This window comes from Streptomyces sp. NPDC007872 (assembly GCF_042868165.1).
Lineage (GTDB): Bacteria > Actinomycetota > Actinomycetes > Streptomycetales > Streptomycetaceae > Streptomyces.
On record NZ_JBIAEA010000005.1, the window covers coordinates 361,648 to 387,458 of the forward strand.

The 25,811-nt window shown below is 74.1% G+C and carries 29 protein-coding genes and 1 pseudogene; 13 read left to right on the forward strand and 17 right to left on the reverse strand.

Translation table 11 applies throughout. The features are described from left to right. Positions 1-24: 24 nt before the first annotated feature. Positions 25-483 (reverse strand): PPOX class F420-dependent oxidoreductase, encoded by a 459-nt coding sequence (locus ACFYNX_RS20240; protein ID WP_388662980.1) that lies wholly within the window; start codon positions 481-483, stop codon positions 25-27. Positions 484-692: 209 nt separating this feature from the next. Between ACFYNX_RS20240 and ACFYNX_RS20245 the strand changes: the two genes are divergently transcribed. Beyond that, positions 693-1,031 carry a DoxX family protein gene (locus tag ACFYNX_RS20245; protein WP_388662982.1) on the forward strand — a complete coding sequence of 113 codons (339 nt, stop codon included), beginning with the start codon at positions 693-695 and terminating at the stop codon, positions 1,029-1,031. A gap of 73 nt (positions 1,032-1,104) precedes the next feature. Here ACFYNX_RS20245 and metG read toward each other — a convergent pair whose 3' ends face one another. Beyond that, the gene (metG, locus tag ACFYNX_RS20250) at positions 1,105-2,712 is read right to left on the reverse strand and encodes a methionine--tRNA ligase (protein ID WP_388662984.1); all 1,608 of its coding nucleotides are present in this window, start codon (positions 2,710-2,712) and stop codon (positions 1,105-1,107) included. A gap of 99 nt (positions 2,713-2,811) precedes the next feature. Between metG and ACFYNX_RS20255 the strand changes: the two genes are divergently transcribed. Beyond that, entirely contained in the window at positions 2,812-3,465 is a 654-nt protein-coding gene (locus tag ACFYNX_RS20255) for a response regulator transcription factor (protein WP_365539695.1), read from the forward strand. Further along, on the forward strand, positions 3,462-4,553 hold the full coding sequence (locus ACFYNX_RS20260) for a sensor histidine kinase (RefSeq protein ID WP_388662986.1): 1,092 nt from the start codon (positions 3,462-3,464) through the stop codon (positions 4,551-4,553). Before ACFYNX_RS20255 ends, ACFYNX_RS20260 begins: the two co-directional genes overlap by 4 nt. A 3-nt stretch (positions 4,554-4,556) precedes the next feature. On the opposite strand, the gene ACFYNX_RS20265 is transcribed toward ACFYNX_RS20260, so the two are convergent. After that, a complete protein-coding gene (locus tag ACFYNX_RS20265; RefSeq protein WP_388662988.1) occupies positions 4,557-6,233 on the reverse strand; it encodes a VWA domain-containing protein in 1,677 nt (558 codons plus the stop codon). 258 nt (positions 6,234-6,491) lie between these two features. On the opposite strand from ACFYNX_RS20265, the gene ACFYNX_RS20270 reads away from it, so the two are divergent. Further along, a complete protein-coding gene (locus ACFYNX_RS20270; RefSeq protein ID WP_388662990.1) occupies positions 6,492-8,543 on the forward strand; it encodes a PhoX family protein in 2,052 nt (683 codons plus the stop codon). A gap of 33 nt (positions 8,544-8,576) precedes the next feature. Here ACFYNX_RS20270 and ACFYNX_RS20275 read toward each other — a convergent pair whose 3' ends face one another. The 8 genes from ACFYNX_RS20275 to ACFYNX_RS20310 all read right to left on the reverse strand — a co-directional run bounded on the left by ACFYNX_RS20275 (position 8,577) and on the right by ACFYNX_RS20310 (position 15,132). Continuing rightward, positions 8,577-9,566, reverse strand: coding sequence for a hypothetical protein (locus ACFYNX_RS20275; RefSeq protein WP_388662992.1), 990 nt, complete (start codon positions 9,564-9,566; stop codon positions 8,577-8,579). Between the two features lie 27 nt (positions 9,567-9,593). Further along, a complete protein-coding gene (locus tag ACFYNX_RS20280; protein ID WP_365539685.1) occupies positions 9,594-11,075 on the reverse strand; it encodes an APC family permease in 1,482 nt (493 codons plus the stop codon). Positions 11,076-11,269: 194 nt separating this feature from the next. Further along, a complete protein-coding gene (locus ACFYNX_RS20285) occupies positions 11,270-13,228 on the reverse strand; it encodes an FUSC family protein (RefSeq protein WP_388662994.1) in 1,959 nt (652 codons plus the stop codon). A gap of 55 nt (positions 13,229-13,283) precedes the next feature. Continuing rightward, on the reverse strand, positions 13,284-13,622 hold the full coding sequence (locus ACFYNX_RS20290; protein ID WP_388663411.1) for a nuclear transport factor 2 family protein: 339 nt from the start codon (positions 13,620-13,622) through the stop codon (positions 13,284-13,286). Positions 13,623-13,754: 132 nt separating this feature from the next. Further along, complete coding sequence (locus tag ACFYNX_RS20295; protein WP_125663395.1) at positions 13,755-13,991, reverse strand: DUF2630 family protein; 237 nt, start codon at positions 13,989-13,991, stop codon at positions 13,755-13,757. A gap of 18 nt (positions 13,992-14,009) precedes the next feature. Further along, the gene (locus ACFYNX_RS20300) at positions 14,010-14,189 is read right to left on the reverse strand and encodes a hypothetical protein (RefSeq protein ID WP_388662996.1); all 180 of its coding nucleotides are present in this window, start codon (positions 14,187-14,189) and stop codon (positions 14,010-14,012) included. Positions 14,190-14,194: 5 nt separating this feature from the next. Then, complete coding sequence (locus ACFYNX_RS20305; protein WP_388662998.1) at positions 14,195-14,626, reverse strand: hypothetical protein; 432 nt, start codon at positions 14,624-14,626, stop codon at positions 14,195-14,197. Positions 14,627-14,631: 5 nt separating this feature from the next. Continuing rightward, complete coding sequence (locus tag ACFYNX_RS20310; protein WP_365539676.1) at positions 14,632-15,132, reverse strand: hypothetical protein; 501 nt, start codon at positions 15,130-15,132, stop codon at positions 14,632-14,634. A 182-nt stretch (positions 15,133-15,314) separates the two neighbouring features. Here ACFYNX_RS20310 and ACFYNX_RS20315 point away from each other — a divergent pair, with 182 nt between their 5' ends. The 4 genes and pseudogenes from ACFYNX_RS20315 to ACFYNX_RS20330 form a co-directional block, all read left to right on the forward strand. After that, the gene (locus ACFYNX_RS20315) at positions 15,315-15,722 is read left to right on the forward strand and encodes a hypothetical protein (protein WP_388663000.1); all 408 of its coding nucleotides are present in this window, start codon (positions 15,315-15,317) and stop codon (positions 15,720-15,722) included. Positions 15,723-15,779: 57 nt separating this feature from the next. Next, positions 15,780-16,808, forward strand: a complete 1,029-nt coding sequence (locus ACFYNX_RS20320) for an ATP-binding cassette domain-containing protein (RefSeq protein WP_388663002.1) — start codon at positions 15,780-15,782, stop codon at positions 16,806-16,808. Further along, a complete protein-coding gene (locus tag ACFYNX_RS20325) occupies positions 16,805-17,686 on the forward strand; it encodes an ABC transporter permease (RefSeq protein ID WP_388663004.1) in 882 nt (293 codons plus the stop codon). The genes ACFYNX_RS20320 and ACFYNX_RS20325 overlap by 4 nt, the downstream gene beginning before the upstream one ends. Positions 17,687-17,690: 4 nt before the next feature. Continuing rightward, positions 17,691-17,891: pseudogene (locus ACFYNX_RS20330) on the forward strand (hypothetical protein); the annotation flags it as partial. Here ACFYNX_RS20330 and ACFYNX_RS20335 read toward each other — a convergent pair. From ACFYNX_RS20335 to ACFYNX_RS20350, 4 genes are all read right to left on the reverse strand, one after another. Next, a complete protein-coding gene (locus ACFYNX_RS20335; protein WP_125663420.1) occupies positions 17,888-18,262 on the reverse strand; it encodes a VOC family protein in 375 nt (124 codons plus the stop codon). The pseudogene ACFYNX_RS20330 and the gene ACFYNX_RS20335 overlap by 4 nt on opposite strands. Before the next feature lie 126 nt (positions 18,263-18,388). Further along, a complete protein-coding gene (locus ACFYNX_RS20340; protein ID WP_388663006.1) occupies positions 18,389-18,826 on the reverse strand; it encodes a universal stress protein in 438 nt (145 codons plus the stop codon). A 74-nt stretch (positions 18,827-18,900) separates the two neighbouring features. Then, positions 18,901-19,542 (reverse strand): FMN reductase, encoded by a 642-nt coding sequence (locus tag ACFYNX_RS20345; RefSeq protein WP_388663008.1) that lies wholly within the window; start codon positions 19,540-19,542, stop codon positions 18,901-18,903. A gap of 5 nt (positions 19,543-19,547) precedes the next feature. Continuing rightward, positions 19,548-20,627 carry an LLM class flavin-dependent oxidoreductase gene (locus ACFYNX_RS20350; protein ID WP_388663413.1) on the reverse strand — a complete coding sequence of 360 codons (1,080 nt, stop codon included), beginning with the start codon at positions 20,625-20,627 and terminating at the stop codon, positions 19,548-19,550. Between the two features lie 238 nt (positions 20,628-20,865). Here ACFYNX_RS20350 and cbiE point away from each other — a divergent pair, with 238 nt between their 5' ends. Both cbiE and cobM read left to right on the forward strand, forming a co-directional pair. Next, complete coding sequence (gene cbiE / locus ACFYNX_RS20355; RefSeq protein ID WP_388663010.1) at positions 20,866-22,182, forward strand: precorrin-6y C5,15-methyltransferase (decarboxylating) subunit CbiE; 1,317 nt, start codon at positions 20,866-20,868, stop codon at positions 22,180-22,182. Next, positions 22,179-22,928, forward strand: a complete 750-nt coding sequence (gene cobM, locus ACFYNX_RS20360; protein WP_365539659.1) for a precorrin-4 C(11)-methyltransferase — start codon at positions 22,179-22,181, stop codon at positions 22,926-22,928. Before cbiE ends, cobM begins: the two co-directional genes overlap by 4 nt. A gap of 123 nt (positions 22,929-23,051) precedes the next feature. On the opposite strand, the gene ACFYNX_RS20365 is transcribed toward cobM, so the two are convergent. Then, a complete protein-coding gene (locus ACFYNX_RS20365) occupies positions 23,052-23,126 on the reverse strand; it encodes a 50S ribosomal protein bL37 (RefSeq protein ID WP_372460710.1) in 75 nt (24 codons plus the stop codon). Positions 23,127-23,245: 119 nt separating this feature from the next. Between ACFYNX_RS20365 and ACFYNX_RS20370 the strand changes: the two genes are divergently transcribed. After that, positions 23,246-23,524, forward strand: a complete 279-nt coding sequence (locus tag ACFYNX_RS20370; protein WP_388663012.1) for a CopG family transcriptional regulator — start codon at positions 23,246-23,248, stop codon at positions 23,522-23,524. Then, on the forward strand, positions 23,521-23,934 hold the full coding sequence (locus ACFYNX_RS20375; RefSeq protein WP_388663014.1) for a hypothetical protein: 414 nt from the start codon (positions 23,521-23,523) through the stop codon (positions 23,932-23,934). Before ACFYNX_RS20370 ends, ACFYNX_RS20375 begins: the two co-directional genes overlap by 4 nt. A gap of 14 nt (positions 23,935-23,948) precedes the next feature. On the opposite strand, the gene ACFYNX_RS20380 is transcribed toward ACFYNX_RS20375, so the two are convergent. Beyond that, positions 23,949-25,073, reverse strand: coding sequence for a cobalt-precorrin-5B (C(1))-methyltransferase (locus ACFYNX_RS20380; protein ID WP_388663016.1), 1,125 nt, complete (start codon positions 25,071-25,073; stop codon positions 23,949-23,951). A gap of 12 nt (positions 25,074-25,085) precedes the next feature. Here ACFYNX_RS20380 and ACFYNX_RS20385 point away from each other — a divergent pair, with 12 nt between their 5' ends. After that, complete coding sequence (locus ACFYNX_RS20385) at positions 25,086-25,811, forward strand: cobalt-precorrin-6A reductase (protein WP_388663018.1); 726 nt, start codon at positions 25,086-25,088, stop codon at positions 25,809-25,811.

Here is a 25,811-nt window from a genome sequence, read left to right on the forward strand (position 1 = left end):
GGCGGCGGGTCGCCGCGTCCGGGTTCAGGCGTTGACGTCGAGTGCCGTCCCGTAGAGGCGGGACACCTTCAGCCGGATGACCACGCGGCGCTCGGCGACCAGTTGGCTCAGGAACGCCTCCTCGTCCTCGGGCCTCATGGACTCCGGGATCATCGCGAGCAGTTCTCGTCCGACGGCGTCCCCCGGGGCGGTCGTGACCTCGGAGACCTCGGCCTCGCCCTCGGCCACGGCGAACGACCAGACGTCGCCGCCCGGGACGTGCACGGCCGCGCGCGGGTCGCGCCGGAGCTGCTTGACCTTGACGCGGTCGGCGGTGGTGGAGAACCGCACGGTGCGCTCCTCGGCGTCCCAGGCGTAGAGCATGGTCGTCAGGTGCGGATGGCCACTGCTCTTGTTGGTGGCGAGGGTGCCGAACCGCTGCGTGCTCAGGAGCTCGGAGAGCGCGTCGTCGGAGAGGGGCCGGGGGCCGGGGTTCTGAGTCATGTCCGGATCAACTCACCTGCCCGGCAGGGGTATTCCGCGTCACGCAGAAGTTTCTTTGCGGATCTTTTCGTCGCGGAGCGCCGGTGGGACGTCGGCGTGGCCGTCGCGGCCCTCGTCGGGCGCCGGCCGTCACACTTCCCCTCCCCGCTCCGTCAGTGCGGTGTCCGGCCCGGTCGGGTCGGGCGCCGGGAGCGTCGAAGGAGCCCGTCATGTCCACCACCGCCACCGTCGTCACCGCCGTCGCCGCGTTCACGGCCGGGTTCTCCGGGGTCGCGGTCCTCGTGCGGGCCGAGTTCGTCGTCGGGCCGCTCGCCGCGTACGGGGTGCCCCGGGCGTGGTGGAACGCGCTCGGCGCCGTCAAGCTCGCCGGGGCCGTCGGGCTGCTCGTCGGGTACGCCGTACCCGTCGTCGGCGTCCTGGCCGCCGTCGGGCTCGTCCTGTACTTCGCCGGGGCCGTGCTCACGGTCCTGCGTGCCCGCGCGTACGGCCACGTGCCCTTCCCGCTGGTCTACATGGCGCCCGCCGTGGCCGTCCTCGCCCTGGTGTGAGGCGCGTACGGCGAAGGCCGCCGCCCCCTGTACGCACGGGGGGCGGCGGCCTTCGTTCACGGTCGCGGGACCGTCAGTCCTTCTTCGGCTCCTCCAGGCGCGGGAACAGCACCGCGCCCTTCGTCACCGTCGCGCCCGCCGGGAGCTGCCCCCATGTGGCGGAGGACTGGACCGGCTGCGCGGCCAGGGCGCCCAGCGACGCCTCGGCCCCCAGGGAGTCCCAGAGCGCCTGCGAGGTCTCCGGCATGACCGGGTTCAGGAGGACGGCGACCGCGCGGAGGGACTCGGCGGCCGTGTAGAGGATCGTCGCCAGGCGGGCGCGGCCCTCCTCCGACTCGTCCTTCGCGACCTTCCACGGCTCCTGCTCCGTGATGTAGCCGTTGACCTGCTTCACGAAGTCGAAGATCGCCAGGATGCCGGCCTGGAAGTCGAGCTCCTCGCCGATCTTCCGGTCGGCCGTGGCGACCGCCGCCGCCAGGCCGTCCTGGACCGCCTTCTCCGCGTCGCCGTCCGCCGCCGACGCCGGCAGCGCGCCGCCGAAGTACTTGCCGACCATCGCCGCCACGCGCGAGGCGAGGTTGCCGTAGTCGTTCGCCAGCTCGCTCGTGTAGCGGGCGGTGAAGTCCTCCCACGAGAACGAGCCGTCCTGGCCGAACGCGATCGCCCGCAGGAAGTACCAGCGGTACGCGTCCACGCCGAAGTGCGAGGTCAGGTCCTGCGGCTTGATGCCGGTCAGGTTCGACTTCGACATCTTCTCGCCGCCGACCATCAGCCAGCCGTTGGCCGCCACCCGGCCCGGGACCGGCAGGCCCTGCGCCATCAGCATCGCCGGCCAGATCACCGCGTGGAACCGCAGGATGTCCTTGCCGATCAGGTGCACGTCCGCCGGGAACGTCTCCTCGAACTTCGCCGGGTTCTCGTTGTAGCCCACGGCCGTCGCGTAGTTCAGGAGCGCGTCGATCCACACGTAGATGACGTGCTTCTCGTCCCACGGCACCGGGATGCCCCAGTCGAACGTCGAGCGCGAGATGGAGAGGTCGTCCAGGCCCTGCTTGACGAAGTTCACGACCTCGTTGCGGGCCGACTCCGGCTGGATGAAGCCCGGGTTCGCCTCGTAGAACTCCAGGAGCTTCGGGCCGTACGCGCTCAGCTTGAAGAAGTAGTTCTCCTCCTTGAGGATCTCCACCGGCCTCTTGTGGACGGGGCACAGCTTCGTGCCGTCCTCCGCCTCGACGAGGTCGCCGGGGAGCTTGAACTCCTCGCAGCCCACGCAGTACGGGCCCTCGTACCCGCCCTTGTAGATCTCGTCCTTGTCGTACAGGTCCTGCACGAACTCCTGCACGCGGTCGGTGTGACGCTTCTGCGTGGTGCGGATGAAGTCGTCGTTCGCGATGTTCAGGTGCTCCCAGAGGGGCTTCCACGCCTCTTCCACGAGCTTGTCGCACCAGGCCTGGGGCGTGACGTCGTTCGCCTCGGCCGTGCGCATGATCTTCTGACCGTGCTCGTCCGTGCCGGTGAGGTACCACACCTTCTCGCCGCGCTGACGGTGCCAGCGCGTGAGCACGTCGCCTGCGACGGTCGTGTAGGCGTGGCCCAGGTGAGGAGCGTCGTTGACGTAGTAAATGGGGGTCGTGACGTAGAACGCCTTCGTCCCCTGCTTCTCGGATCCAGTGGCCGCCATGGTCGAAATCCTAACGGCCCCGTGAAGATCCACTCACATCCTCAACGCCCCGGGCGACCCGGCGGAGGGGAGGCGGTGCGGCTCGGTGAGGATGGGGGGATGCGTGTACTGGTAGCCGAGGACGAGCGCGTCCTCGCCGGGCTCGTCGCCACCGGGCTGCGGCGGGCCGGATTCGCCGTCGACGCCGTCCACGACGGCGAGGACGCCCTGGAGCGGCTCGGCCTCCACGCGTACGACGTCCTCGTCCTCGACCGCGACCTGCCCCGCGTCCACGGCGACGAGGTGGCCCGGCGGCTCGTCGCCGGCGGCTCCCGCACCCGCATCCTGATGCTGACCGCCGCCACGGCCGTCGAGGACCGGGTGGAGGGGCTCGACCTGGGCGCCGACGACTACCTCGGCAAGCCCTTCGAGTTCCCCGAGCTGGTCTCCCGCGTCCGCGCCCTGCGCCGCCGCTCCGCCCGGCCCCTGCCGCCGCTCCTCGCACGGGACGGACTGCGGATGGACACCGTCCGGCGGACCGCCGTCCGCGACGGACGCGACCTCGACCTCTCCCCCAAGGAGTTCTCCGTCCTCCAGATCCTCCTGGAGGCCGACGGCGCCGCCGTCTCCGCCGAGGAACTCCTCGAACGCGCCTGGGACGCCCACGCCGACCCCTTCACCGGAGCCGTGCGCGTCTGCATGAGCAAGCTGCGGGCCAAGCTGGGGGAGCCGGGGATGATCCGGACCGTGCAGGGCGTGGGGTACGTGCTGTGAACGCGGGGAACGGCGGCTGCCTGGGAGCCGGGTCGACCATCCGCACCCGGATCGCCCTCGTGTACGGAGGGGTCTTCCTGGTCCTCGGCGCGCTACTGCTGCTCGTGGTGAACCTGCTGGTCAGGGCCGGTACGGACGGGCAGGCGGACGCGATCGTGGCGCGGGCGGACGGGAGCGGCGGGGTCGCCGTCGTGGAGGCGTACCGGATCGGGGACGACGTCAGCCGGGCCGCGAACGAGCAGATGCTCATGTGGTCCTGCCTGTCCCTGCTCGTGATCGCCTGCGGCGCCGTGGTCGTGGGCTGGTGGACGGCGGGGCGCGTCCTGCGGCCCGTCCACGAGATGACCGCCCGCGCCCGGCGCCTCTCCGAGCGGAACCTCGACGAGCGGCTCGCGGTGCGCGGGCCCGACGACGAGCTGAAGGAGCTCGGCGACACGATCGACGCGCTGCTCGGACGTCTCGAGGCCGCCTTCGACAGCCAGCGGCGGTTCATCGCCAACGCCTCGCACGAGCTGCGCACCCCGCTCGCCACCCAGCGCGCGGCCCTCCAGGTCGGGCTCGACGACTGCGACGTCCGGCGGATCCTCCTCGACACCAACCGGCACAGCGAGCGACTCCTCGACGGCCTGCTCCTCCTCGCCCGCGGCGAACGGGGACTCGCGGAGCGCGAGGACGTGCCCTTCGCCGAGGTCGTGACGGAGGAGTACGAGGACGCGGCCGTCGCGGAGCACGGCGTCGTACGGGGGAGCCGGGTGCTGCTCCGGCAGCTCGTGCGGAACCTCGTCGCGAACGCGGTCGTCCACAACGTGCCCGGGGGCTTCGTGGACGTGCGGGTGGCGGGCGGCGTCCTGACCGTCGTCAACACCGGGCCCGTCGTCCCGCCGGGCGACGTCGAGGGCCTCTTCGAGCCCTTCCGGCGCGGCGAGGGACGCGACCGGACGGGGCCCGGAGCCGGGCTCGGGCTCTCCATCGTCCGGTCGATCGCCGTCGCCCACGGCGGGAGCGTGACGGCGGTGGCCCGGGGCGCGGAAGAGGGCGGCGGGCTCGTGGTGACGGCGACCCTGCCGGTCACCGTCACCCGCCCTTAGGACCTACAGCTCCAGGCCTTCCAGCAGGCCCCGGTAGAAGGCGGCGTGTGCCGTCCCGGCCGGGGCCGCGCCCGGGAAGTACGCGGCGGTACGGGGGGTGCCGCCGAGCTTCCTGAGGTAGTCGAAGGCCTTGTTGTCCGGCTCGCCCCAGGCCACGAACCGCCAGTGCAGCGGGCGGTCGGCCGCTCCGGCCAGCGCCTGCGTGGCGGCCGTCCTGGCGTCCGGCGCGCCGTCCGTCTGGAAGACGACCAGGGCCGGGCGGGCGGGGTCGGTCTTCTCGTGGTGGGCGAGGACCTCCTCCACGGCGCGGTGGTAGTGCGTGCGGCCCAGGCGGCCGAGACCGGCGTTGATCTCCTCGATGCCGGTGGGGGAGAGCGTGGCGGGGGTCAGCTCGGCGGTGCCGTCGATGTCCGTGGAGAAGAACACGGCCGTGACGGCGGCGTTCTCGTCGAGGTGCGCCGCGAGCGCCACCGTCTGCTCGGCGAGCCGCTGCACGGAGCCGTCCTTGAAGTACCCGCGCATCGAACCGGACCGGTCGACGACGAGGTACACGGCGGCCCGCGCCCCGGTGAGCCCCTGCTTCTTCAGCACGGCCCCGGCGGCCTTGTAGGCGTCGGCGAGGTGCGGGGCGGCGGCCTTGACCCTGGCGAGGGAGAGCGCGGGACCGGCGGCCGCCGGGGCGGGGGCGGCGACGGGCGGGGCCTCGGGCTCCAGCGCGGTGATCACGGGGGCCTCCGGCGTCGGCACGGGAGCGGTCGCCTCCGGGGCCGGGGCGGCCGCCACGACGGGCTCGGGCTCCGGGACGGCTTCGGCCTCCGGCTCGGGGGCAGTTGCCGCGACGGCCTGGGGCTCGGGGGCGGTGGCGGGTTCGGCCTCCGGCTCGGCCGGGCCCTCCGGGGCCGGGGCGGCCGCCACGACGGGCTCGGGCTCCGGGGTGACTTCGGCCTCCGGCTCCGAGGGGACTTCCTCGGCCGGGGCGGTCGCGGGGGTCTCCGCCTCCGCCTGCGGCTCGTCGACGCCGTCCCCGGCCGACTCCTCCGGAGCGGGAGCGGTGGCGGGCTCCTCCGTGGCTTCGGCCTGCGGAGCGGGAGCAGCGGCGGCGGGCTCCTCCGTGGCCTCGGCTTCCGGAGCGTCCTCGGCGGCGGTGGGCGCCTCGGCCGTCCCCGGCTCCGGCGCGGCGGGCACCTCGCAGGTCTTCGGCTCGTCCGTGGTGTCGGGGTACGAGATCTCGACGGCGGCCACCTCCGGGTCCACCCCGGGCTCGTCGTTGCGCTCCTCCGGGAGGGAGACCTCCACGGACTCCGCGACGGAGGCGGCCGCCGTGTCCCGCGCCGCCGCCTCGGCCGCGGCCGAGCGGACGGGGGCCTCTTCCTCCACGACGACAGCCGGCTCCGGTTCCGGTTCCACGACGACAGCCGACTCCGGCTCCGGCTCCTCGGCGGCAGCCGAATCCGGTTCCGCCGACCGCGCCTTGGGGACCTGCGGGTTGTCGAAGGACGCCGCCACCAGGTCGTCCGCCGCCCGGCGGGCCTCCTCCTCCTGAGGCGCGGCCGTCTCCGGAGCCTCCGACGGCTCCAGCGGCTCCACCGTCTCCTCACGCGACTGGGACGGGACGGAGGTCGCCGGGGACTCCTCGCGGTCCCGGCCGAACACCTTGCGCAGCATGCTCCGAATACCCATGGGCGAACCCTTTCGCATGAGTGGGGTGCAGTGTGAATGTCCGTACTGGGCGTTTCGGGACTTTCATCCCTGGCCAGGGCGGATACGTAAGGTTAGCGGCCGCTTCCCGCCACCTCCGTGCCCCGGTCGTCCTCGGTCGCCCCGCATTCATCCGGCGTTCATTCCCCCGCCGCCCCCGTGCCGGAACGCGCACCTAGCGTCACCGCCGAAGACATCCCGACACCATGTCGGCGCAGTGCTGCGCCGGAGGAGGACGACGTGCGCAAACTGCTGCCGCTCCTGAGCACCAACCCGCACGGAGGCGGCCGTTCCGCTCTCACCTGCCGGTACCGCTGCGGCGACGCCTGCTTCCACGAGGTGCCCAACACCAGCGACAACGAGTACGCCGGCGACCTCATAGCCGGTGTCCTCTCCCGCCGTTCCGCGCTGCGCGCCGCCGCCGTGGTCACCGTCGCCTCCGCCGTCGGCGGCGCCGCCGTCCTCGGCGAGGCCCCGGCCGCCGAGGCCCACGGCGGCCACGGCCACCAGCCGGCCAAGGCCGACGGCGCCCGCGGCCTCCGCTTCGCCCCCGTCGCGCCCAACACCGCCGACAAGGTGACCGTCCCCGCCGGCCACTCCCAGAACGTGGTCATCCGCTGGGGCGACCCCATCCTCCGCGGCGCCCCCGCCTTCGACGCCGAGAAGCAGAGCGCGAAGGCCCAGGCCGGACAGTTCGGCTACAACAACGACTTCCTCTCCCTGCTGCCGCTCCCCGGGGAGCGCGACCGCCAGGTCCTCGTCGCCAACCACGAGTACACCGACGAGGTCCTGATGTTCCGCGGGTACGACCCCGCGAACCCGACCCGCGAGCAGGTCGAGACCGCCTGGGCCGCGCACGGCCTGTCCGTCGTCGTGGTCCAGGAGGAGCGCCGTACGGGCAGGCTGACGCCGGTCTCCCGCCACCACCTCAACCGGCGGCTGCACACCACCAGCGAGTTCCGGGTCACCGGTCCCGCCGCGGGCAGCGACCTGCTGAAGACCTCCGCCGACCCGGCCGGCCGCACGGTCCTCGGCACGCTCAACAACTGCGCCGGCGGCACCACCCCGTGGGGCACCACCCTCCACGGCGAGGAGAACTTCAACCAGTACTTCGCCAACGGCTCCAGCGCCACCGACAAGCGCTACGGCGTCGGCACCGGCGCCACCGAGCGCAAGTGGGAGCGGTTCGACAAGCGCTTCGACCTCCGGCAGGAGCCCAACGAGGTCCACCGCTTCGGCTGGGTCGTCGAGCTCGACCCGTACGACCCCGACTCCACGCCCCGCAAGCGCACCGCGCTCGGCCGCTTCAAGCACGAGGCCGCGCAGCCCCGCCTCACCGCCGACGGCCGCCCGGTCGTCTACATGGGCGACGACGAGCGCTTCGACTACTTCTACAAGTTCGTCTCCGGCAAGCGGATGAAGAAGGGGAGTTCGCGGGCCGCCCGCGAGCACAACCTCACCCTCCTCGACGAGGGCACGCTGTACGTCGCCAAGCTGACCGGCGACTCCCCGGCCGCCGAGGTCGACGGCACCGGCAAGCTCCCGAACGACGGCGAGTTCGACGGCTCCGGCGTGTGGATCCCGCTCGCCACCGGGAACGTCTCGCACGTCCCCGGCATGACCGCCGAGGAGGTGTACGTCTTCACCCGCCTCGCCGGCGACAAGGTCGGGGCGACGAAGATGGACCGCCCCGAGGACGTCGAGCCGTCCCCCCGCACCGGCCGCGTGTACGTCGCGCTCACCAACAACACCGACCGCGGCAAGGCCGGCAAGGCGGGCGCGGACGAGGCCAACCCGCGCAACCTCAACAAGCACGGGCAGATCCTGGAGCTGGCCGAGCACTGGGACGACCCGTCCTCGGACGGCTTCGCCTGGCGCCTGTTCCTCGTCGCGGGCGACCCGGACGACCCGGCCACCTACTTCGCCGGCTTCCCCAAGGAGAAGGTCTCCCCGATCTCCTGCCCGGACAACGTCGCCTTCGACCCGCACGGAAACCTGTGGATCTCCACCGACGGCAACCAGCTCGGCTCGCACGACGGCCTGTTCGGCGTCGCCGTGCAGGGCGAGCGGCGCGGTGAACTGAAGCAGTTCCTGACCGTGCCGACCGGCGCCGAGACCTGCGGCCCGCTCGTCCAGGACCGGCGCGTGCTCGTCGCCGTGCAGCACCCGGGCGAGGTCGACGGCGCGTCCGTCGAGAAGCCCGCGTCGACCTGGCCCGACGGCCCCGGGAAGATCGTCCGTCCCTCGGTCGTCGCCGTCTGGCGCACGGACGGGCGCGACATCGGCGTCTGACCGGGCCCTGTCCGGTCGTGGGCCCGGGGGCGGTCACTCCACCCCCAGGCCCTCCCTGAACCGGGTGAACTGCTCCTCCGGGTCCCCGGTGTACGCCCACGGCACCCACGCCGCCCGCCGCCCCAGCATCCCGAGCAGCTCCCTGGCGACGTCCACCTGGCCCGCGTAACAGGCCGCGTGCGTCAGGAAGTTGAGGTCGCCGACCTCCTCGGGCGCCACCGGGCTCCCCGGGTCGCGGCCGCCGATCCAGCGGGCGTGCGTGCGGCGCAGCTCGGTCACCGCCAGCTCGTGCTTCCAGTGCTGGTCGAAGCCGCGCACCGGGCCCCGGCCCAGGGCGCCGTCCGCGATGTAGCGGTACTCCTCGACCCGGGCCACCTGCACCAGGACCGGCAGCGAGGAGCCGGGCGGCGCCACGCCCGCCGCGTCGCGGGCGAAGTCGTACATGCTGCCGTGCGTGCCGTGCCACCGCGCCGACCAGTACCGCAGGACCTGGATGTGCCCCTCGGTGTTGTACGGGTCGCGGCGCCGCAACTCGTCGAACCAGTGGCGCAGTTCGCGGCGGGGCACCCCGCCCTCGTACAGCCTGGCCACCGAGAGGAGCGACACCCACGGCATGGGGTCGGCGGGCGCCGCCCCGGCCGCGCCCCGGCAGGCGTCCACGGCCGCGTCGATCCGGCCCCGGTCGACGGCCGCGCCCCGGCCGGCCGCGATGGCCGCGTCGAAGACCCGCACCACCTCGGTCGCGGCCCGCAGCACGGCCGCGTCCGGGTTGCCCGGCTCGGCGGCCCACCAGGTCTCGACGGTGGAGCTGCCCGCGGCGGCGTGTGAGAGGAGCCGGATCCGGTGGGTGCGGCGCGCCCAGTCGTCGCCGGTGGCGGCGAGCAGGTCCCGCACGCCCTGCCAGCGGCCGATGACGATGTCGTGGCGCGCCTCGGTCAGCGCCCGGTCCCCGAAGTCCGGGTCGAAGTCGGGCACGAAGCGCTCGGGGCGTTCCGGGCGCGAGGAGCGGCGGCGTACGGCCATCGGGGCCTCCTTCTGGTTCGGCTGCCGTCAGAAGTCCGTCGCGTAGCTCTTGTCCCGGCCGCCCGTGCGGGCGCCCGGGGTGGACGCGCCCGCGGCGGCCGAGGCGGCGAGGGCGCGGACGGCGTCGAGGCGGGCCGGGCGGCGGTAGTAGTCGCTGCCCCTCCTGCCGTACACGGCCAGCGGGACCACGCCGAGGAGCAGGCCGCCGAGGCCGATGGCGAGGGCGGTGGTGGAGAGTTCGCCGAGCGACTCGACGAAGGCCCACAGCATGAACGCCGAGCCGAGCAGCGGCCACAGGCCGCCCACGAGCAGGTTCTTCACGGAGCGGAAGAGCAGGCCCTTGTAGGCGACGACGGCGGCGATGCCCGCCAGGCCGTAGTAGAAGGCGATCTGGAGGCCGATCGCGGAGACGGCGTCGCTGAGGACCTGCTGCACGGACCCGGCCGCCGCGGCGGCGGCGAACAGCAGCAGCGCCGCCGTGCCGACCGTCGCGATCGCGACCCACGGGGTGTTCCAGCGGCGGTGCACGGTGCCGAGCGCGGCCGGCAGGGTCCGGTCGCGGCCCATCGCGAAGAGCGAGCGGGTGACCTGGATGAGGGTGGTCTCCAGGGTGGCGACGGTCGACAGGAGGACGGCGACGACGAGCAGCTTGCCGCCCACGCCGGGCCAGACCTCCTGGCCGACGACGGCGAGGACGTCGGGTCCGGCGCGGCGGATCTCCTCCGAGCTGAGCAGGACGTTGACGGCGACGGTGATGGCCTCGAAGAGGACGAAGACGAAGCCGAGGCCGACGAGCGCGGCGACCCCGGCGGTCCTGCGGCTGTCCCGGGTCTCCTCGCTGAGGTTGCTGGTGACGTCCCAGCCCCAGTAGTAGAACGCGGCGATGAGCGCCCCGGCGGCGAACCCCTCGGGCCCGTCGAACCGGGCGAGGCCGAACCAGGACCAGTCGAAGGCGGTGGCGTGGCCCCGGTGGGCCACGGCGGCGAGGACGAAGCCGACCAGGATCAGCATCTCGACCCCGGACATGACGAGCTGCGCCCGTACGGTGAGCCGGGCGCCGCCCAGGACGACGAGCAGCATCACCAGGAACCAGCAGGCGCCGACGGCCGCCGCGAGCGCGGTGTGACCGGCGAGGCCCGGGGCGACCAGGGCGAGCGTGAGGGACCCGGCGGGCAGCGAACCGGCCACCATGAAGACGGTGGTGGAGAAGACGAGCGCCCAGCCGGAGAGGAAGCCGAGGAAGGGGTGGAGGGTGCGGCCCACCCAGGAGTACGCGGCACCGGCGTTGACGTCGATCCGGCCGAGCCGGGCGTACGCGAGGACGATGCCGAGCATGGGTATCGCGCAGTACAGCAGGGCGGCGGGGCCGCCGACGCCGACCGCGCCGAAGAGGACGGCGGTGGTCGCGGCGAGCGAGTAGGCGGGGGCGCTGCCGGCGACGGCCATCACGATCGTGTCGAAGGTGCCGAGGACATTGGGCTGGAGCCCTCTGCTGGTGGTGGTGCGCATGGCGGATCCTCGGGGCGCGGGGGGTGAGGCAGGGCGAAGTGGCGCGTCCACCGGGCCGGTTGCCGGCGGCGGCGGGCGCGGATCACCGTGAATGGGCGCATCGTAGTCGCCGGGACGGTTTCCGGTAACGGCGGTGGGGAGGGTTCCGTTCCGTGACCGCCGGTAAGTTCTCCCGTACGCCCCCCGGGGGAGGTTTACCGCAGGTCGGGACCGGCGATGGCGCGGGCCGCGCGGACCTCCTGGCGGAGCGGTTCGAGGACTCCGTTCTCGTCCCCGGGCAGCTCGGTGCGGACCTCCACGAGGGTGTCGTCCGCCCGCAGCCCCTCGGCGAGTTCGCGCAGTTCCCGCTCCACCTCGGCGGCCTCGGCGGGGTCCGGGGCGGGGGCGCCGTGGTCGATGCGGATGCGGGCGGCGGTGGTGGCGTCCACGATCCGTTCGACGGCGACGACCAGCGGCCACCAGGCGGCGGCGCGGGTGCCGGTCGGCGGGGGTTCGGTCAGGGCCCGCTGGAACTCGGAGCGGACGGTCGACAGGTCCCGGTAGAGCGCCCGGCGGGCCCGCAGCCGGGCGTGCGGGTCGGATCCCTCCTGTCGCGCGAAGGCGCGGGCCACGTAGTCGGCGGTGTCGGAGACGGCGTCCGCGAGCCGGTCCCCGATCCGGGCGTGCCAGGACTCCGGCCAGAGCAGGTAGCCGGCGACGAGGGCGATCCCGCAGCCGACGAGCGAGTCGTAGAGGCGGGGCAGGACGAGGCCGAAGCCCTGGTGGTTGAGGGTGTCGGAGAGCAGCAGGATCACCGGGGTGATGGCCGCCGTCTGGAAGGCGTACCCCTTCGCCGAGAACGCCGGGATCAGGGCCGCGAGCACCGTCATCACGGGCACGTCCCACCAGCCCCGGGGCACCTCGGCGAGGACGAGGGCGGCCAGCAGGATGCCGAGGGCGGTGCCGAAGGCGCGGAGCACGGCCCGGGAGAAGACCGAGCCGAAGTCGGGCTTCATGACGAAGGTGACGGTGAGGGCGACCCAGTACGAGCGGGGCACGGCGATCAGCGACACCAGGGCCTGTGCGAGGCCGATGCAGAGCGCGAGCCGCAGGCCGTAGCGCCAGGAGGCGCCGGAGAGCAGGACGGCGCGGGTGGTGCGGCGGATCCGGACGCGGAGCGCGGCGGGCCGGCCGAGCCGGTCGTCGACATGGTGTCCCTCGGGGTCCGTCTCGTGGACGACGTTCACCGCGTGCCGCAGCGCGTGGTCGACGGCCTTCTCCGAGGGCAGCTCCGGGGCTGGCAGGTCGAGGACGGGGGCGTCGGCGCGGTCCCCGGCGACGGCGTCCGCGAGGTCCCGCACGGCCGCCGGGACCCCGGCGGGCTGCGGGCCGGTGATCCGGGACCGCAGGTGGGCGGCGGGCGCGGCCTCGACGAGCGGGACGACCACGTTGAGCAGGGCGAGCAGCCGGACCAGGGCGGGGGCGCGGCCGTGCTGCCGGGCGCGGCGGGCCAGGACCAGGTCGTACGCGTGGTTCAGGGCGGCGGTGACGGCCTGCCGTCTCTCGTCGTACGCGGACGTCCCGGCGGCTTCGTAGAGGTCGGCGACCGCCCGGTAGGTGGCGGCGACGGCGGCCCGCTCGGGGGCGGCGCGGCGCAGCGGCCAGCCGAGGAGGGTGAGGGCGAGGACGACGAGCCCGCCCAGGGCGAGCAGGAGCGGCGCCGTCCACCAGGGGTCGGGCATGGGCAGGCCCGCGCCGACGACGGCGTTGAGCAGCAGGAGCAGACCGGAGACGGAGGCGACCGCGCCGATCGAGGAGATCATCCCGGAGACGAGCGCGACGCAGGTGAGGACGGCGACGGCGGCCCAGCCGTGGCCGAAGACGAGGGTGCCGAGGGTGACGCCGACGGCCCCGAAGAGCTGCGGCACGGCGATGTTGAAGACCCGCATCCGGTAGGCGTCGGCGGTGTCCCCGATGACCCCGGACAGGGCGCCCATCGACACGAGCGCCCCGTACGCGGGCCGGTCGGCGGCCAGGCCGACGGCGAGCGGCGCGGACAGGGCGACGGAGGCGCGCAGCACGGCGGCCCACGGGACCGGCGCGGGGGCGGGCCGCATTCCGGCGGTCAGCCAGGCGGGCGGGGCGAGCCGTCCGGCTCCTCGGGATCGCGCCATGCCCCCCAACGTACTGGCGGGGCGTCCGCGCCGCCCGGGCACGGGTGCCGCGCCGTCACATCGGCTCGACGAAGGGGGCGCGCCGGGCGGGGCGGGGGTCGGAGCCGGGGCTCGTCCAGTACTCCGTGCCCCGGACGACCAGGCCGTCGCGGACGGTCCAGAACGACACCGCGCGGAACGTCCCGACGCCCTCGTGCGGGACCTCGACCTCGGAGACGGCCTCGCCGTCCCCGGCGACGATCCGGAGCACCCGGACCGACCAGCCCCCGGGGTACGCGCGGTTCACCGCGACGTAGTCGTCCCGGCCCGTGATCCGCTCACCGCTGACCGGCCACTCGACGACGGCGTCCCGCGCGAACAGGGCGGCCAGGCCGCCCCGGTCCCGCGCCTCCATCCGCTCCCACAGCGCCCCGACCACGTCCGCCGCGTCCGTGCCCGACGCGCCCGTGCCCGGCGTTTCCACGTTCGACGGTTCCATGCCGGGCACTCTGTCAGAGGGGTCCGACAACCGGCCTTCCACCGGAGGTCAGTTGCGGTACGACTCCACCTCGGCCGCCGGACGGAGGGTCGCCGTGTCCGGGTCCTCGCCGAACTCCGCCTTGGCGCGGCGCTGGCGCAGCAGGTCCCAGCACTGGTCGAGGCGCACCTCCAGTTCGGTCAGGCGGGCGCGTTCCTCGGGCAGGAGGCCGCCGGTGCGCTGCCGCAGGGCGCGCTCCTCCTCGACGAGGGCGCCGATGTCGTCCAGGATCTCCTCGTTGTCCATGCCTTCCAGCGTGGCCGATCAGCGCTCTCCCCGCAGGTCGAGATCGGCGAGGACGGCCCGGTGGCCGGTGCCGGCGAGGCCGGGGAAGCGGACCCCCGCCACGCCGAACTCGTCGCTGACCAGGACGTGGTCGATCCGCACGTACGGCGGGGCGGGCGTCCGCGCGGGGGCGGCGGCGAGGACGGGGTCGGGGTCCACGCGGTTCAGTGCCGCAGGGCCCGGCCGATCTCCGTCTTCGTCACGCCCGAGAGCTGCCGGTTGCTGCGGGCCGTGCCGGACTTGGACGTCCCCGGGGCCACGGCGTCGATGTTCAGGACGACGGCGTCGAGCAGCTTCCCGTCGCCGTCGCGGAAGTCGACCATGACCGTGTAGTCGGCGTCCTTGTCATCCGGGTTGGTCGCGGTGACCTCCGTGACCGTCCGGTCCCCGTCGGCGCGGGGCTCCCCGGTCTTCACGTCCCCCTTCGCGTCCACCCCGTCCTCGACCTCGTCCATCTTCCGCTCGGCGGCCGAGGCGACCGCGGCCGTCGCGGAGGAGACGGCACCGCCGACCGCGTCCCCGGCGGAGTCGCAGCCCGCGGTGAGGGCGAGGGCCGCGGCGAGGCCGAGGACGGTTCCGGCGGCGGTGCGTCCCATGCCGTTCAGTACCTCTCGTCCGGGCCGTACGCCTCGTCCGAGGCGAGCGCCCAGATCACGAAGATCGAGACGGCCATGGAGAAGAGCGCCCACCAGGGCTGGTAGGGCAGGAAGAGGAAGTGGAAGAGGACGTTGAGCGCGGCGAGCGTGATGCCGGCGACCCGGCCCCACTCGGCGCCCTTGAGGATGCCGTAGCCGGCGATCACGAGGATCACGCCCAGGATCAGGTGGATCCAGCCCCAGGCCGTCAGGTTGAACTTGAAGACGTAGTCGCCCACACGCGTGTAGACGTCGTCCTGGGCGATGCCCGCGATGCCCTGGAAGACGTCCATGAAGCCGATGACCAGCATGAGGACACCGGCGAAGAGGGTGCCGCCGGAGGCCCAGGCACCGGCGGTGCTCTGCTTGCGGGGCGGGGCGGCGTTCGGGTTGCGGGGCGGCGCTGCGTGCTGGCCCTGGCTCTGGCCCTGGCCCGGACGCGCGGTCCCGTCGTCGTTCTGGCTCATGGCCCCATCGTGGGAGCGCCCGCGCGAACCGGCCTCCCGGCTGACCCGAACGGGTGAACCGGGCCCGTGGCCCGGACCCGGCTGATCCACTTGCGGCGCGCGGGCCGCGGGTGTGCCCTGGAGGGTGCGGGAACCAGGGGGTGAGAGGCGCCGGAGGCGCCAGAGACGAAGGAGCTCCTGCCATGGCCGCACACGCAGCGGTGCCCGCCCGGCGGCGCCACGTCAGCACCCACGGCTGGGCCGTGCCGATCACGATCGGCGTCCTGTACGGCTTCTACGCCGAGACGAACGCCCGCCACGGCGGCCCCCTCGCCCTGAGCCAGCTCTGGATCGGCCTCGTCTCCGCCGTCGTGCTCGCCGTGGCGATCCACGCCCTCCACCGCTACGGCCGGGCCCTGCCCCGCCTGCCGCGCGCCGCCGCGTGGGGCGCCCTGGTGGGCATCTCGGTCGGCTACGCCTACAGCCTCACCAACGCCACCGTGCTCTCGTCGAGCGGCCTCGGACTGGCGTCCGCCCTGGCCACCACGGTCGCCGCCCACTACTTCTTCTACACCCACGAGGGCGCGGCGGCCCGTCCGGCGACCCGCTGACCGGGACGGGGCCGCCGGAGCCGCCGGGGACGACGCGGGGACGACGGAGGAGACCGCATGACCGACCTCGCCATCGAGACCGAGGGCCTGGTCAAGGTCTTCGGCACCGACCGCGCCGTCGACGGCGTCGACCTGCGCGTCCCCGCCGGAACCGTCTACGGGGTCCTCGGGCCCAACGGCGCCGGCAAGACGACCGTCGTCAAGGTGCTCGCCACCCTGCTCCGCCCCGACGGCGGCCGGGCCGACGTCTTCGGCAAGGACGTCGTCAAGGACGCCGACGCGGTGCGCGGGCGCGTGAGCCTCACCGGCCAGTACGCCTCCGTCGACGAGGACCTGACCGGTACGGAGAACCTGGTCCTCCTCGCCCGGCTGCTCGGCCACACCCGGCCCGCCGCCCGCGCGCGCTCGGAGGAGCTGCTGGCCGCGTTCGGGCTCGCGGAGGCCGCCGGCCGGCAGATCAAGAACTACTCGGGCGGCATGCGGCGCCGCATCGACATCGCCGCGTCCCTCCTCAACACCCCCGACCTGCTCTTCCTCGACGAGCCGACGACCGGCCTCGACCCGCGCAGCCGCAACCAGGTCTGGGACATCGTCCGCGCGGTGGTCGCCCAGGGCACCACCGTCCTGCTGACCACCCAGTACCTGGACGAGGCGGACCGCCTGGCCTCCCGGGTCGCCGTCATCGACCACGGCCGGGTGATCGCGGAGGGCACCAAGGGCGAGCTGAAGGCCTCGGTCGGCTCGGGCTCGGTGCACGTACGGCTCCGGGACCCCGAGCGGCGGCGGGAGGCCGAGGCGGTCCTGCGCGGCGCGCTGCGGGCCACCGTCCAGCTCGACCCGGACCCGGTCGCGCTCACCGCCACCGTCGACGGCCACGGGACGGACCTCGGCGCCGCCGAGCAGGCGGCGCGGGCGCTCGCGGAGCTGGCGCGGGCCGGGATCACGGTCGACAGCTTCGCCCTCGGCCAGCCGAGCCTCGACGAGGTGTTCCTGGCGCTGACGGACGGGGCTCCGGTGGGCGGGGCCCCGGCGGACGGCGCACCTGCGAGCGGGGCATCGGCGGACAGGAAAGGAACGGCGGCATGACCACCGTCTCCACCGGCAAGGACACGCGCACGGCCGACCTCGACTTCGAGGCCCCCCGGGCGGAGGAGCTGGCCGCCCTCCTCGTCCGGCGACCACGGCCGCCCCGCCCCGGCGCGCTCTCCGCCTCGCTGACGTTCGGCCGGCGGGCCATGCTGAAGATCAAGCACGTGCCGGAGCAGCTCTTCGACGTGACGGCGTTCCCGATCATGATGGTGCTGATGTACACGTACCTCTTCGGGGGCGCGCTGGCCGGCTCGGTCTCCTCGTACGTCCAGTTCCTGCTGCCGGGCATCCTGGTGATGAGCGTCGTGATGATCACGATGTACACGGGGGTGTCGGTCAACACCGACATCGAGAAGGGCGTCTTCGACCTCCCCCAGAGGGGGGACCCCCACCGCACGCTGCCGATCTGGCGGCCGGCGCCGATGGTCGGCTACCTCCTCGGCGACGTCGTGCGCTATCTGATCGCCTCGGCCGTGATGCTGACGGTCGGCGTGATCATCGGCTACCGGCCGGAGGGCGGGTTCCCGGGCGTGCTCCTCGGGGTCGTGCTGCTCCTGGTGTTCTCGTTCGCCTTCTCGTGGATCTGGACCATGTTCGGCCTGCTGCTGCGCAGCGAGAAGTCCGTCATGGGCGTCTCGATGATGGTGATCTTCCCGCTGACCTTCCTGTCGAACGTCTTCGTCGACCCGAAGACCATGCCGGGCTGGCTCCAGGCCTTCGTGAACAACAACCCGGTGACCCATGTGGCGAGCGCGGTGCGGGAGCTGATGGCGGGCCGGTGGCCGGGCGCGGAGATCGCGTGGTCGCTGGGCTGGTCGGCGCTGTTCGTGCTCGTCTTCGGATGGGTCACGATGCGGCTGTACAACCGCAGGTAGCGGGCGGCCCGGGGACCGCTGGCTGCTGTGCACGGACGGCCTGTCGGCGGTCGTGCCGGAGGCGGAGCTGCGCGCCGCCCTGGCGGCCGGGGCCGGGCCCGAGGACACGGCCAGGGCCCTGCTCGCCCTCGCCGACGGGCGGGGCGGCCCGGACGACGCGTCGTGCGTGGTGGCGGACGTCCTGCCGTCGGGACGGGCCGCCTAGGAGGCCGTGCGCGGGACGGTCTGCTGGACCGCCCAGCGGTTGCCGTCGGGGTCGGCGAAGTGGACGAAGGAGCCCCAGGGCAGGTCGTCGATGTCGCTGACCTCGATGCCGCGCGCGGCGAGGTCGTCGTGGGCCTCCTGGATGTCGGCCACGACGACCTGGAGGTTGTCCAGGGAGCCCGGCTCCATTCCGGTGACGCCCTTGCCGAGGGCGATCGAGCAGGCCGAGCCGGGCGGGGTGAGCTGGACGAAGCGGACGTCCTCGCTCACGGTGACGTCGTGGTCGGCGTGGAAGCCGGCCTTCTCGTAGAAGGCCTTGGCCCGGTCGACGTCGGTGACGGGGACGCCGATCAGCTCCAGCTTGATGTCCATGGCGGGTTCCTCGGGCTCCTCGCGCTCTCGCGCTCCTCGCGGGCGGGGCCCGTACCGCGCGGCCCCACCGGCATCATGCGCCGGGAGGCCGCGCGCCGCCGCTCGGGAAGGTCCGGGGCCGGCCCCTCACCCGCCCTGGGGCTCGCCCCGGACGACCACCACCGGGCAGGGGGCGTGCTGGGCGACCTGGGTGGAGACCGAGCCGAGGACGGCCGCCCGGAAGCCGCTGTGGCCGCGGTCGCCGACGACGAGGAGGCTCGCGCCCTTCGCCGTGTCCACCAGGGCCTGCGCGGCGTTGCCGCCGACCACCGTGCGGACGGCGTCGGCCGCCGCCTCCGGGGTGAGCGCGTCGGCCAGGGCCTGGTCCAGGATCTGCGCGGCGAGCCGCTCGGGGTCGAACTCCGGCGGCACGCCCGGCATCAGCGTCGCCCACGAGGCCGGGTACTCCCAGGCGATGACCGCCTCCACGGAGTCCCCGGTCAGGGCGGCCTGCCCGGCCGCCCACCTCAGGGCCTCCAGGGAAGGCTCCGACCCGTCCACGCCCACCACGATCCTGCCGGCCATCGCCGACCTCCGTCCGTCGTACGGCACCTCTGTGCGATCCGCCTCCAACGTAACAAAAGGGACGCCGCGGCCCGTCAGTCGAGGCGCAGATCGGCCAGTTGGCGTGCGAACGGCACGACCTCGTCCTCGTTCGCCGCCCGGACCGGCCGGGCCGCGACCGCGTCCGCGAACTCGTACCCGGCCCGGTTGATCCGGGTGGGCAGGCCCTCGCCCCCGAAACCGGTCGGGGAGGCCTCGCCGCCGCCCGAGCCCCAGTCCTCCGAGGCCGCGTAGACGGCGGTCGGGACGGTCAGGGCCCGCAGGTAGGCGAAGAGCGGCCGCAGGGCGTGGTCCAGGACCAGCGAGTGGCGGGCGGTGCCGCCGGTCGCCCCGATCAGGACCGGGGTGCCGGTCAGCGCCGTCGGGTCGAGCAGGTCGAAGAACGACTTGAACAGACCGCTGTACGAGGCCGTGAAGACGGGGGTCACCGCGATGACGCCGTCCGCGCCGGTCACCGTGTCGATCGCCTCCTGGAGCCGCCCGGAGGGGAAGCCGGTGACGAAGTGGTGGGCGATGTCGACGGCCAGGTCGCGGAGTTCGACCACCTCGACGTCGACCGCGTACTCCTGCTCGGCCAGCCGGTAGCGGGCGGCCTGGAGGAGCCGGTCGGCGAGGAGCCGGGTCGAGGAGGGGCTGCCGAGTCCGGCCGAGACGGCGACCAGCTTGAGCGTGCGCATGACGGTTACGCCTCCTTGGCGGTGGTGACGGCGGGGTGGAGCGGGGCGGTGTCCGGGACGCCGGCCGGGCGCAGGTTCGCGAACTCCTTGCGCAGCACCGGGACGACCTCCTCGCCGAGGAGGTCGAGCTGCTCCAGGACGGTCTTCAGGGGCAGTCCGGCGTGGTCGACCAGGAAGAGCTGGCGCTGGTAGTCGCCCACGTAGTCGCGGAAGGACAGGGTCCGCTCGATGACCTCCTGCGGGGAGCCGACGGTCAGCGGGGTCTCGCGGCTGAACTCCTCCAGGGAGGGGCCGTGGCCGTAGACCGGCGCGTTGTCGAAGTACGGGCGGAACTCCCGTACCGCGTCCTGCGAGTTCTTGCGCAGGAAGACCTGGCCGCCGAGGCCGACGATCGCCTGCTCGGGGGTGCCGTGGCCGTAGTGCGCGTACCGCTGGCGGTAGAGCCGGACCATCTTCTCGGTGTGCTGCCTGGGCCAGAAGATGTGGTTCGCGAAGAAGCCGTCGCCGTAGTAGGCGGCCTGCTCGGCGATCTCCGGGGAGCGGATGGAGCCGTGCCAGACGAACGGCGGGACGCCGTCGAGCGGGCGCGGGGTGGAGGTGAAGCCCTGGAGGGCGCTGCGGAACCTGCCCTCCCAGTCGACCACGTCCTCCCTCCACAGCTTGTGGAGCAGCGCGTAGTTCTCGATGGCGAGCGGGATGCCCTGGCGGATGTCCTGGCCGAACCACGGGTAGACCGGGCCGGTGTTGCCGCGGCCCATCATCAGGTCCACGCGGCCGTCGGCGAGGTGCTGGAGGGTCGCGTAGTCCTCGGCGATCTTCACCGGGTCGTTGGTGGTGATCAGGGTCGTGGACGTGGACAGGATCAGGTTCTCCGTGCGGGCGGCGATGTGCCCGAGGAGGGTGGTGGGGGACGACGGGACGAACGGCGGGTTGTGGTGCTCCCCGGTCGCGAAGACGTCGAGGCCGACCTCCTCCGCCTTGAGCGCGATGGCGACGGTGTTCTTGATCCGCTCGTGCTCGCTGGGGGTGCGGCCGGTGGTGGGGTCGGTCGTCACGTCGCCGACGGTGAAGATCCCGAACTGCATCGTGCTCACCTCTCGCGTTCCCGGGGTGCCTTTCCCGGCTAGTGGTTGAAGCTTAAACTATCCCGTCCAACGGTGTCACCCGCCCGGGTATTCCGCGTGCTCCGCCCCTGGTGCGCGGCCCGGACGTGACCACGCCCACGAGGAAGGGGGACCCGGGGCTCCCGTAGAGTTCGGCGGCGTGAACGGTGCGGGTGTGAACGGTGCGACGGGTGCGACAGCGGGGGCGACACCGGACGCGGTGTCGGACGCGGTGGCGGTCGTCGGGATCGGCGCGGACGGCTGGGACGGGCTCCCCGAGGCCTCCCGCCGCGTCCTGCGCGCCGCCGGGGTCCTGATCGGCGCCCCCCGCCAGCTCGACCTGCTGCCCGGCGGCGACTGCCCCGGCGAGCGGGTCGCCTGGCCCTCCCCCCTCCGCCCGGCCGTGCCCGGCCTGCTCGCCGCCCACGCGGGACGCGCGGTCGCCGTCCTGGCCAGCGGGGACCCCTCCTTCTACGGCATCGGCCGCACCCTCGCGGAGACCGTCGGCGCCGGCCGGCTCCGGATCCACCCACACCCGTCCTCCGTCTCGTACGCCTGCGCCCGGCTCGGCTGGCCCCTGGAGGAGACCGAGACGGTGTCCCTGGTCGCCCGGCCGCTCGCGGCCCTCGCCGCCGTCCTGCACCCCGGGCGCCGGATCCTCGTCCTGGGCGAGGGCCCCGGGACCCCCGCCGACGTGGCCGCGTACCTCCGCGACACCGGTTGGAGCGGCACCCGGATCCGGGTCCTGGAACAGCTCGGCGGCCCCCGCGAGCGGCTCCTCGACGCGACCGCCGGGGCCTGGCCGTACGAGCGGACCGACGCGCTGCACGTCCTCGCGCTCGACTGCGCGCGCGACCCGGACGCCCTGCGGCTCGGCGCCGCGCCGGGCCTTCCGGACGAGGCGTACGAGCACGACGGGCAGCTCACCAAGCGGTACGTGCGCGCCGCCACCCTCGCCGCGCTCGCCCCCGCCCCCGGCGAACTCCTCTGGGACGTCGGCGGCGGCTCCGGCTCCGTCGGCATCGAGTGGATGCGGACCCACCGCGCCTGCCGGGCCGTCGCGATCGAGAAGAGCCCGGAGCGGGCCGCCCGCATCGCCCGCAACGCCGACGCGCTCGGCGTCCCGGCCCTGAAGGTCGTCACCGCCCCGGCGCCGGAGGGCCTGGCCGGCCTCCCCACCCCGGACGCGGTCTTCGTCGGCGGCGGCCTGACCGCACCCGGCCTGCTCGCGGCCTGCTGGGACGCGCTGCCCGCCGGCGGCCGGCTCGTCGCCAACACCGTCACGCTCGAATCCGAGGCGCTGCTCGCCGAGGCCCACCGCCGCCACGGCGGGGAACTCGTCCGGCTCGCGGTCGCCACCGCCGTCCCCGTGGGCGGCTTCACCGGCTGGCGGCAGGCGATGCCGGTCACGCAGTGGTCCGTCACGAAGCGGTCCGCCACGGAGGGGGCCGTCACGGAGGGATCCGTCACGGAAGGGTCCGCCACGGAGGGGGCCGTCACGCGGCGGCCCGTCACGAAAGGTTCTGAAGAGGGATGACCGTCTACTTCATCGGCGCGGGCCCCGGCGCGGCCGACCTGATCACCGTGCGCGGCGCGCGGACCCTGGCGACGTGCGGGGTCTGCCTCTACGCCGGCTCCCTCGTCCCCGTCGAGCTGCTCGCCGAGTGCCCGCCGGACGCGCGGCTCGTCGACACGGCCCGGATGGACCTGGACGGGATCGTGGCGGAGATCGCCGCCGCCCACGAGGCGGGGCAGGACGTGGCCCGGCTGCACTCCGGGGACCCGTCGGTGTTCAGCGCGGTCGCGGAGCAGATGCGCCGCCTGGACGCGCTCGGCATCCCGTACGAGGTCGTCCCCGGCGTCCCGGCCTTCGCGGCGGCGGCCGCCGCGCTGAAGCGGGAGCTGACCGTCCCCACGGTCGGCCAGACGGTCATCCTCACGCGGATCGCCCAGCAGGCCACCCCGATGCCGGAGGGCGAGGACCTGGCGACCCTGGGCCGCAGCGGCGCCCTGCTCGTCCTCCACCTCGCCGCGCGGTACGTCGACCGGGTCGTCGCCGAGCTGGTCCCCTCCTACGGCGCGGACTGCCCGGCCGCCGTCGTCGCGATGGCCAGCCGCCCCGACGAGGTCGTCCTGCGCGGCACCCTCGACGACATCGCGGAGCAGACGAAGGCGGCCGGGATCACCAAGACGGCCGTCATCATCGTCGGCCGCACCCTCGCGGCCTCCGAGTTCCGCGACAGCCACCTGTACGACCCGGCCCGCGACCGCCACGCCTGCTGACGGCCGCACGCGGAGGGCGACCGGCCCACGCGGGAAGCGACCGGCCCGCGCGGAGGGCGACCGGCAGACACGCGGAGGGGCCCCGGGGAGATCCCCGGGGCCCCTCCGTCACCACGGCCCGGCTCAGGTGTTCGGCCGCTTGCCGTGGTTCGCGCCCTTCTTCTTCCGGGCCCGCCGCTTGTTGCCACGCTTCGACATGAGACTCCCTCTCGGTTTCTCGGTCGGGTGTTCGCCGCCAAGCCTAGAGGTGGAGAGTCGGGTCCGCATGTGGACCGAAAACCGGTACGGCGTCCAGTACGGGGAGTATGGTCGCTGGTATGGCCACGAAGAAGGTGACGGTGACGATCCCGGAGGAGCTCCTGGAGGAGGTCCGGGCCGAGGCGTCCGAGTACGGCTTGTCGGCGTACGTCGCGGAGGCGCTGCGGTTGCGTCGTGACCGCGACAGGCTGCGGGAACTGGTCGACTGGCTGGAAGAGGAGCACGGACCGATCACGGAGACCGAGCGTGCCGACGCGCACGCCGAGCTGGACGAGCTCGACGCCGAGCACGAACGCCGTCGGCGGGCGCGGGAGGCGCGCGCGGGTGAGGCCGCGTGACGAAGCGGACGGACCGGCAGCTCAGGATCTTCGTCCTGGACAGTGAGGCGCTGTCGCTCGCGGTCCGGGGAGACCGCGCGATGATCAACCGCCTCGGCCTGGCCGCACGCGGGGAGGCCGAGGTGATCACCTCCCCGCTGACCCTGGTCGAGGCGTACGACGGCAGGACGACCGAGCAGCGCTGGGACTGGGTGCTGTCCCGCGTCCGGGTCGCGGACATCGGCAGGGACGAGGCCCGCCTGGCCCGCCGCCTCCTGGCCGACACCGGACTGCACGGCCACAAGTACGCCATCGACGCCGTCCTCGCGGTCGTCGCACGGGCGCAGACGGGCGACGTCACGGTCTTCACGTCCGATGTGGACGACCTGGAGAAGCTGGTTACCGACCGGATCGTCGTCGTCAAGGTCTGACGGCCCGGCCCGCCCTACGCCCCCGGCCCCCGCACCGACGACCGCCCCACCACCGCTCCCGCCCGGTCGACGCAGATCACGTCCACCGCGACCGGGGCGCCGCGCAGGACCGTCAGGGACTCGTCGCGGGCGCGGGCGGCGACGAGGTCGCCGAGGGGGACGCCGGCGGCCTCGCAGAGGCGGAGGGCGGCCAGGCCCGTGTTCGCGGCGGCGATCTCCGCCGCCAGGGTCTCGGACGCGCCGCCCGTGCGGGCCAGGTCCGCCAGGAAGCCCTTGTCGACCTGGGAGCGGGCCGAGTGCAGGTCCAGGTGGCCGGCGGCGAGCTTGGAGAGCTTCGCGAAGCCGCCGCAGACCGTCAGGCGGTCCACCGGGTGGCGGCGAATGTACTTGAGGACCGCGCCCGCGAAGTCGCCCATGTCGAGCAGGGCGATCTCCGGCAGGTCGTACAGGCCCGTCACCGTCCGCTCGGAGGTCGAGCCGGTGCAGCCGGCGACGTGCGTGAGGCCGCCCGCGCGGGCCACGTCCACGCCCCGGCGGATCGAGTCGATCCAGGCCGAGCAGGAGTACGGGACGACGACGCCGGTCGTGCCGAGGATCGACAGGCCGCCGAGGATGCCGATCCGGGGGTTCCAGGTGGAACGGGCGATCTCGGCGCCGCCGTCCACGGAGATCGTGATCTCGACGTCGCCCGAGCCGCCGTGCGCGGCGGCGACCCGCGCCACGTGCTCGCGCATCAGTTGCCGGGGCACGGGGTTGATCGCCGGCTCGCCCACGTCGAGGGGAAGCCCGGGGAGGGTGACCGTGCCGACGCCCTCGCCCGCCCGGAAGACCACCCCGGAGCCCGGCGGCAGGAGCCGTACCGTCGAGCGGATCACGGCCCCGTGCGTGACGTCCGGGTCGTCGCCCGCGTCCTTCACCACCGCCGCCATCGCCGCGCCCCCGGCGTGCTTCTCGGCCGTGAGCGCGAACGACGGCGTCTGCCCCTTCGGCAGCGTGATCGTCACCGGGTCCGGGAAGTCCCCGGTCAGCAGGGCCGTGTACGCGGCCGTCGTCGCCGCCGTCGCACAGGCACCGGTCGTCCAGCCCGGGCGCAGACCGGTGTGCTTGAGTTGGGCCTCGCGCCCGCCGCCTGAACTCACGAAGGGGCTCCTGTGCACGTACTCATTCTCGGCGGGACCACCGAGGCCCGCGCCCTCGCGGGACTGCTCCACCCCCGCGTCCGGGTCACCAGCTCGCTCGCGGGCCGGGTCGCCCGGCCCCGGCTGCCCGAGGGCGAGGTCCGGATCGGCGGCTTCGGCGGGGCGGACGGGCTCGCGGCGTGGCTGGGGGAGCACGCGGTGGACGCGGTCATCGACGCCACCCATCCCTTCGCCGAGCGGATCAGCTTCCACGCGGCCCGGGCGGCCGCCACCGCCCATGTTCCCCTGCTCGCGCTGCGCCGTCCCGGCTGGGGGCCCGAGGAGGGCGACGACTGGCGCGACGTCGGCTCCCTGGCGGAGGCCGCCGCCGCGCTGGACGCTCTCGGCGACCGCGTCTTCCTCACCACCGGCCGCATGGGCCTCGCCGCCTTCGCCGACCGCCCGGAGTGGTTCCTGGTCCGCTCGGTCGACGCCCCGGAGAGGGCGGTGCCGGCCCGCGCCGAGATCCTCCTCGACCGGGGCCCCTTCACCCTCGACGGCGAGCGCGAGCTGCTGCGCCGCCACCGGATCGACGTCCTGGTCACCAAGGACAGCGGCGGCGCGGCCACCGCCCCGAAACTGACCGCCGCCCGCGAGGCCGGGATCCCGGTCGTCGTCGTCCGCCGCCCGCCGGTCCCGGAGGGCGTACGGACGGCGACGACTCCCGAGGAGGCCGCCGCCCTGGTCCTCGACGGCTGA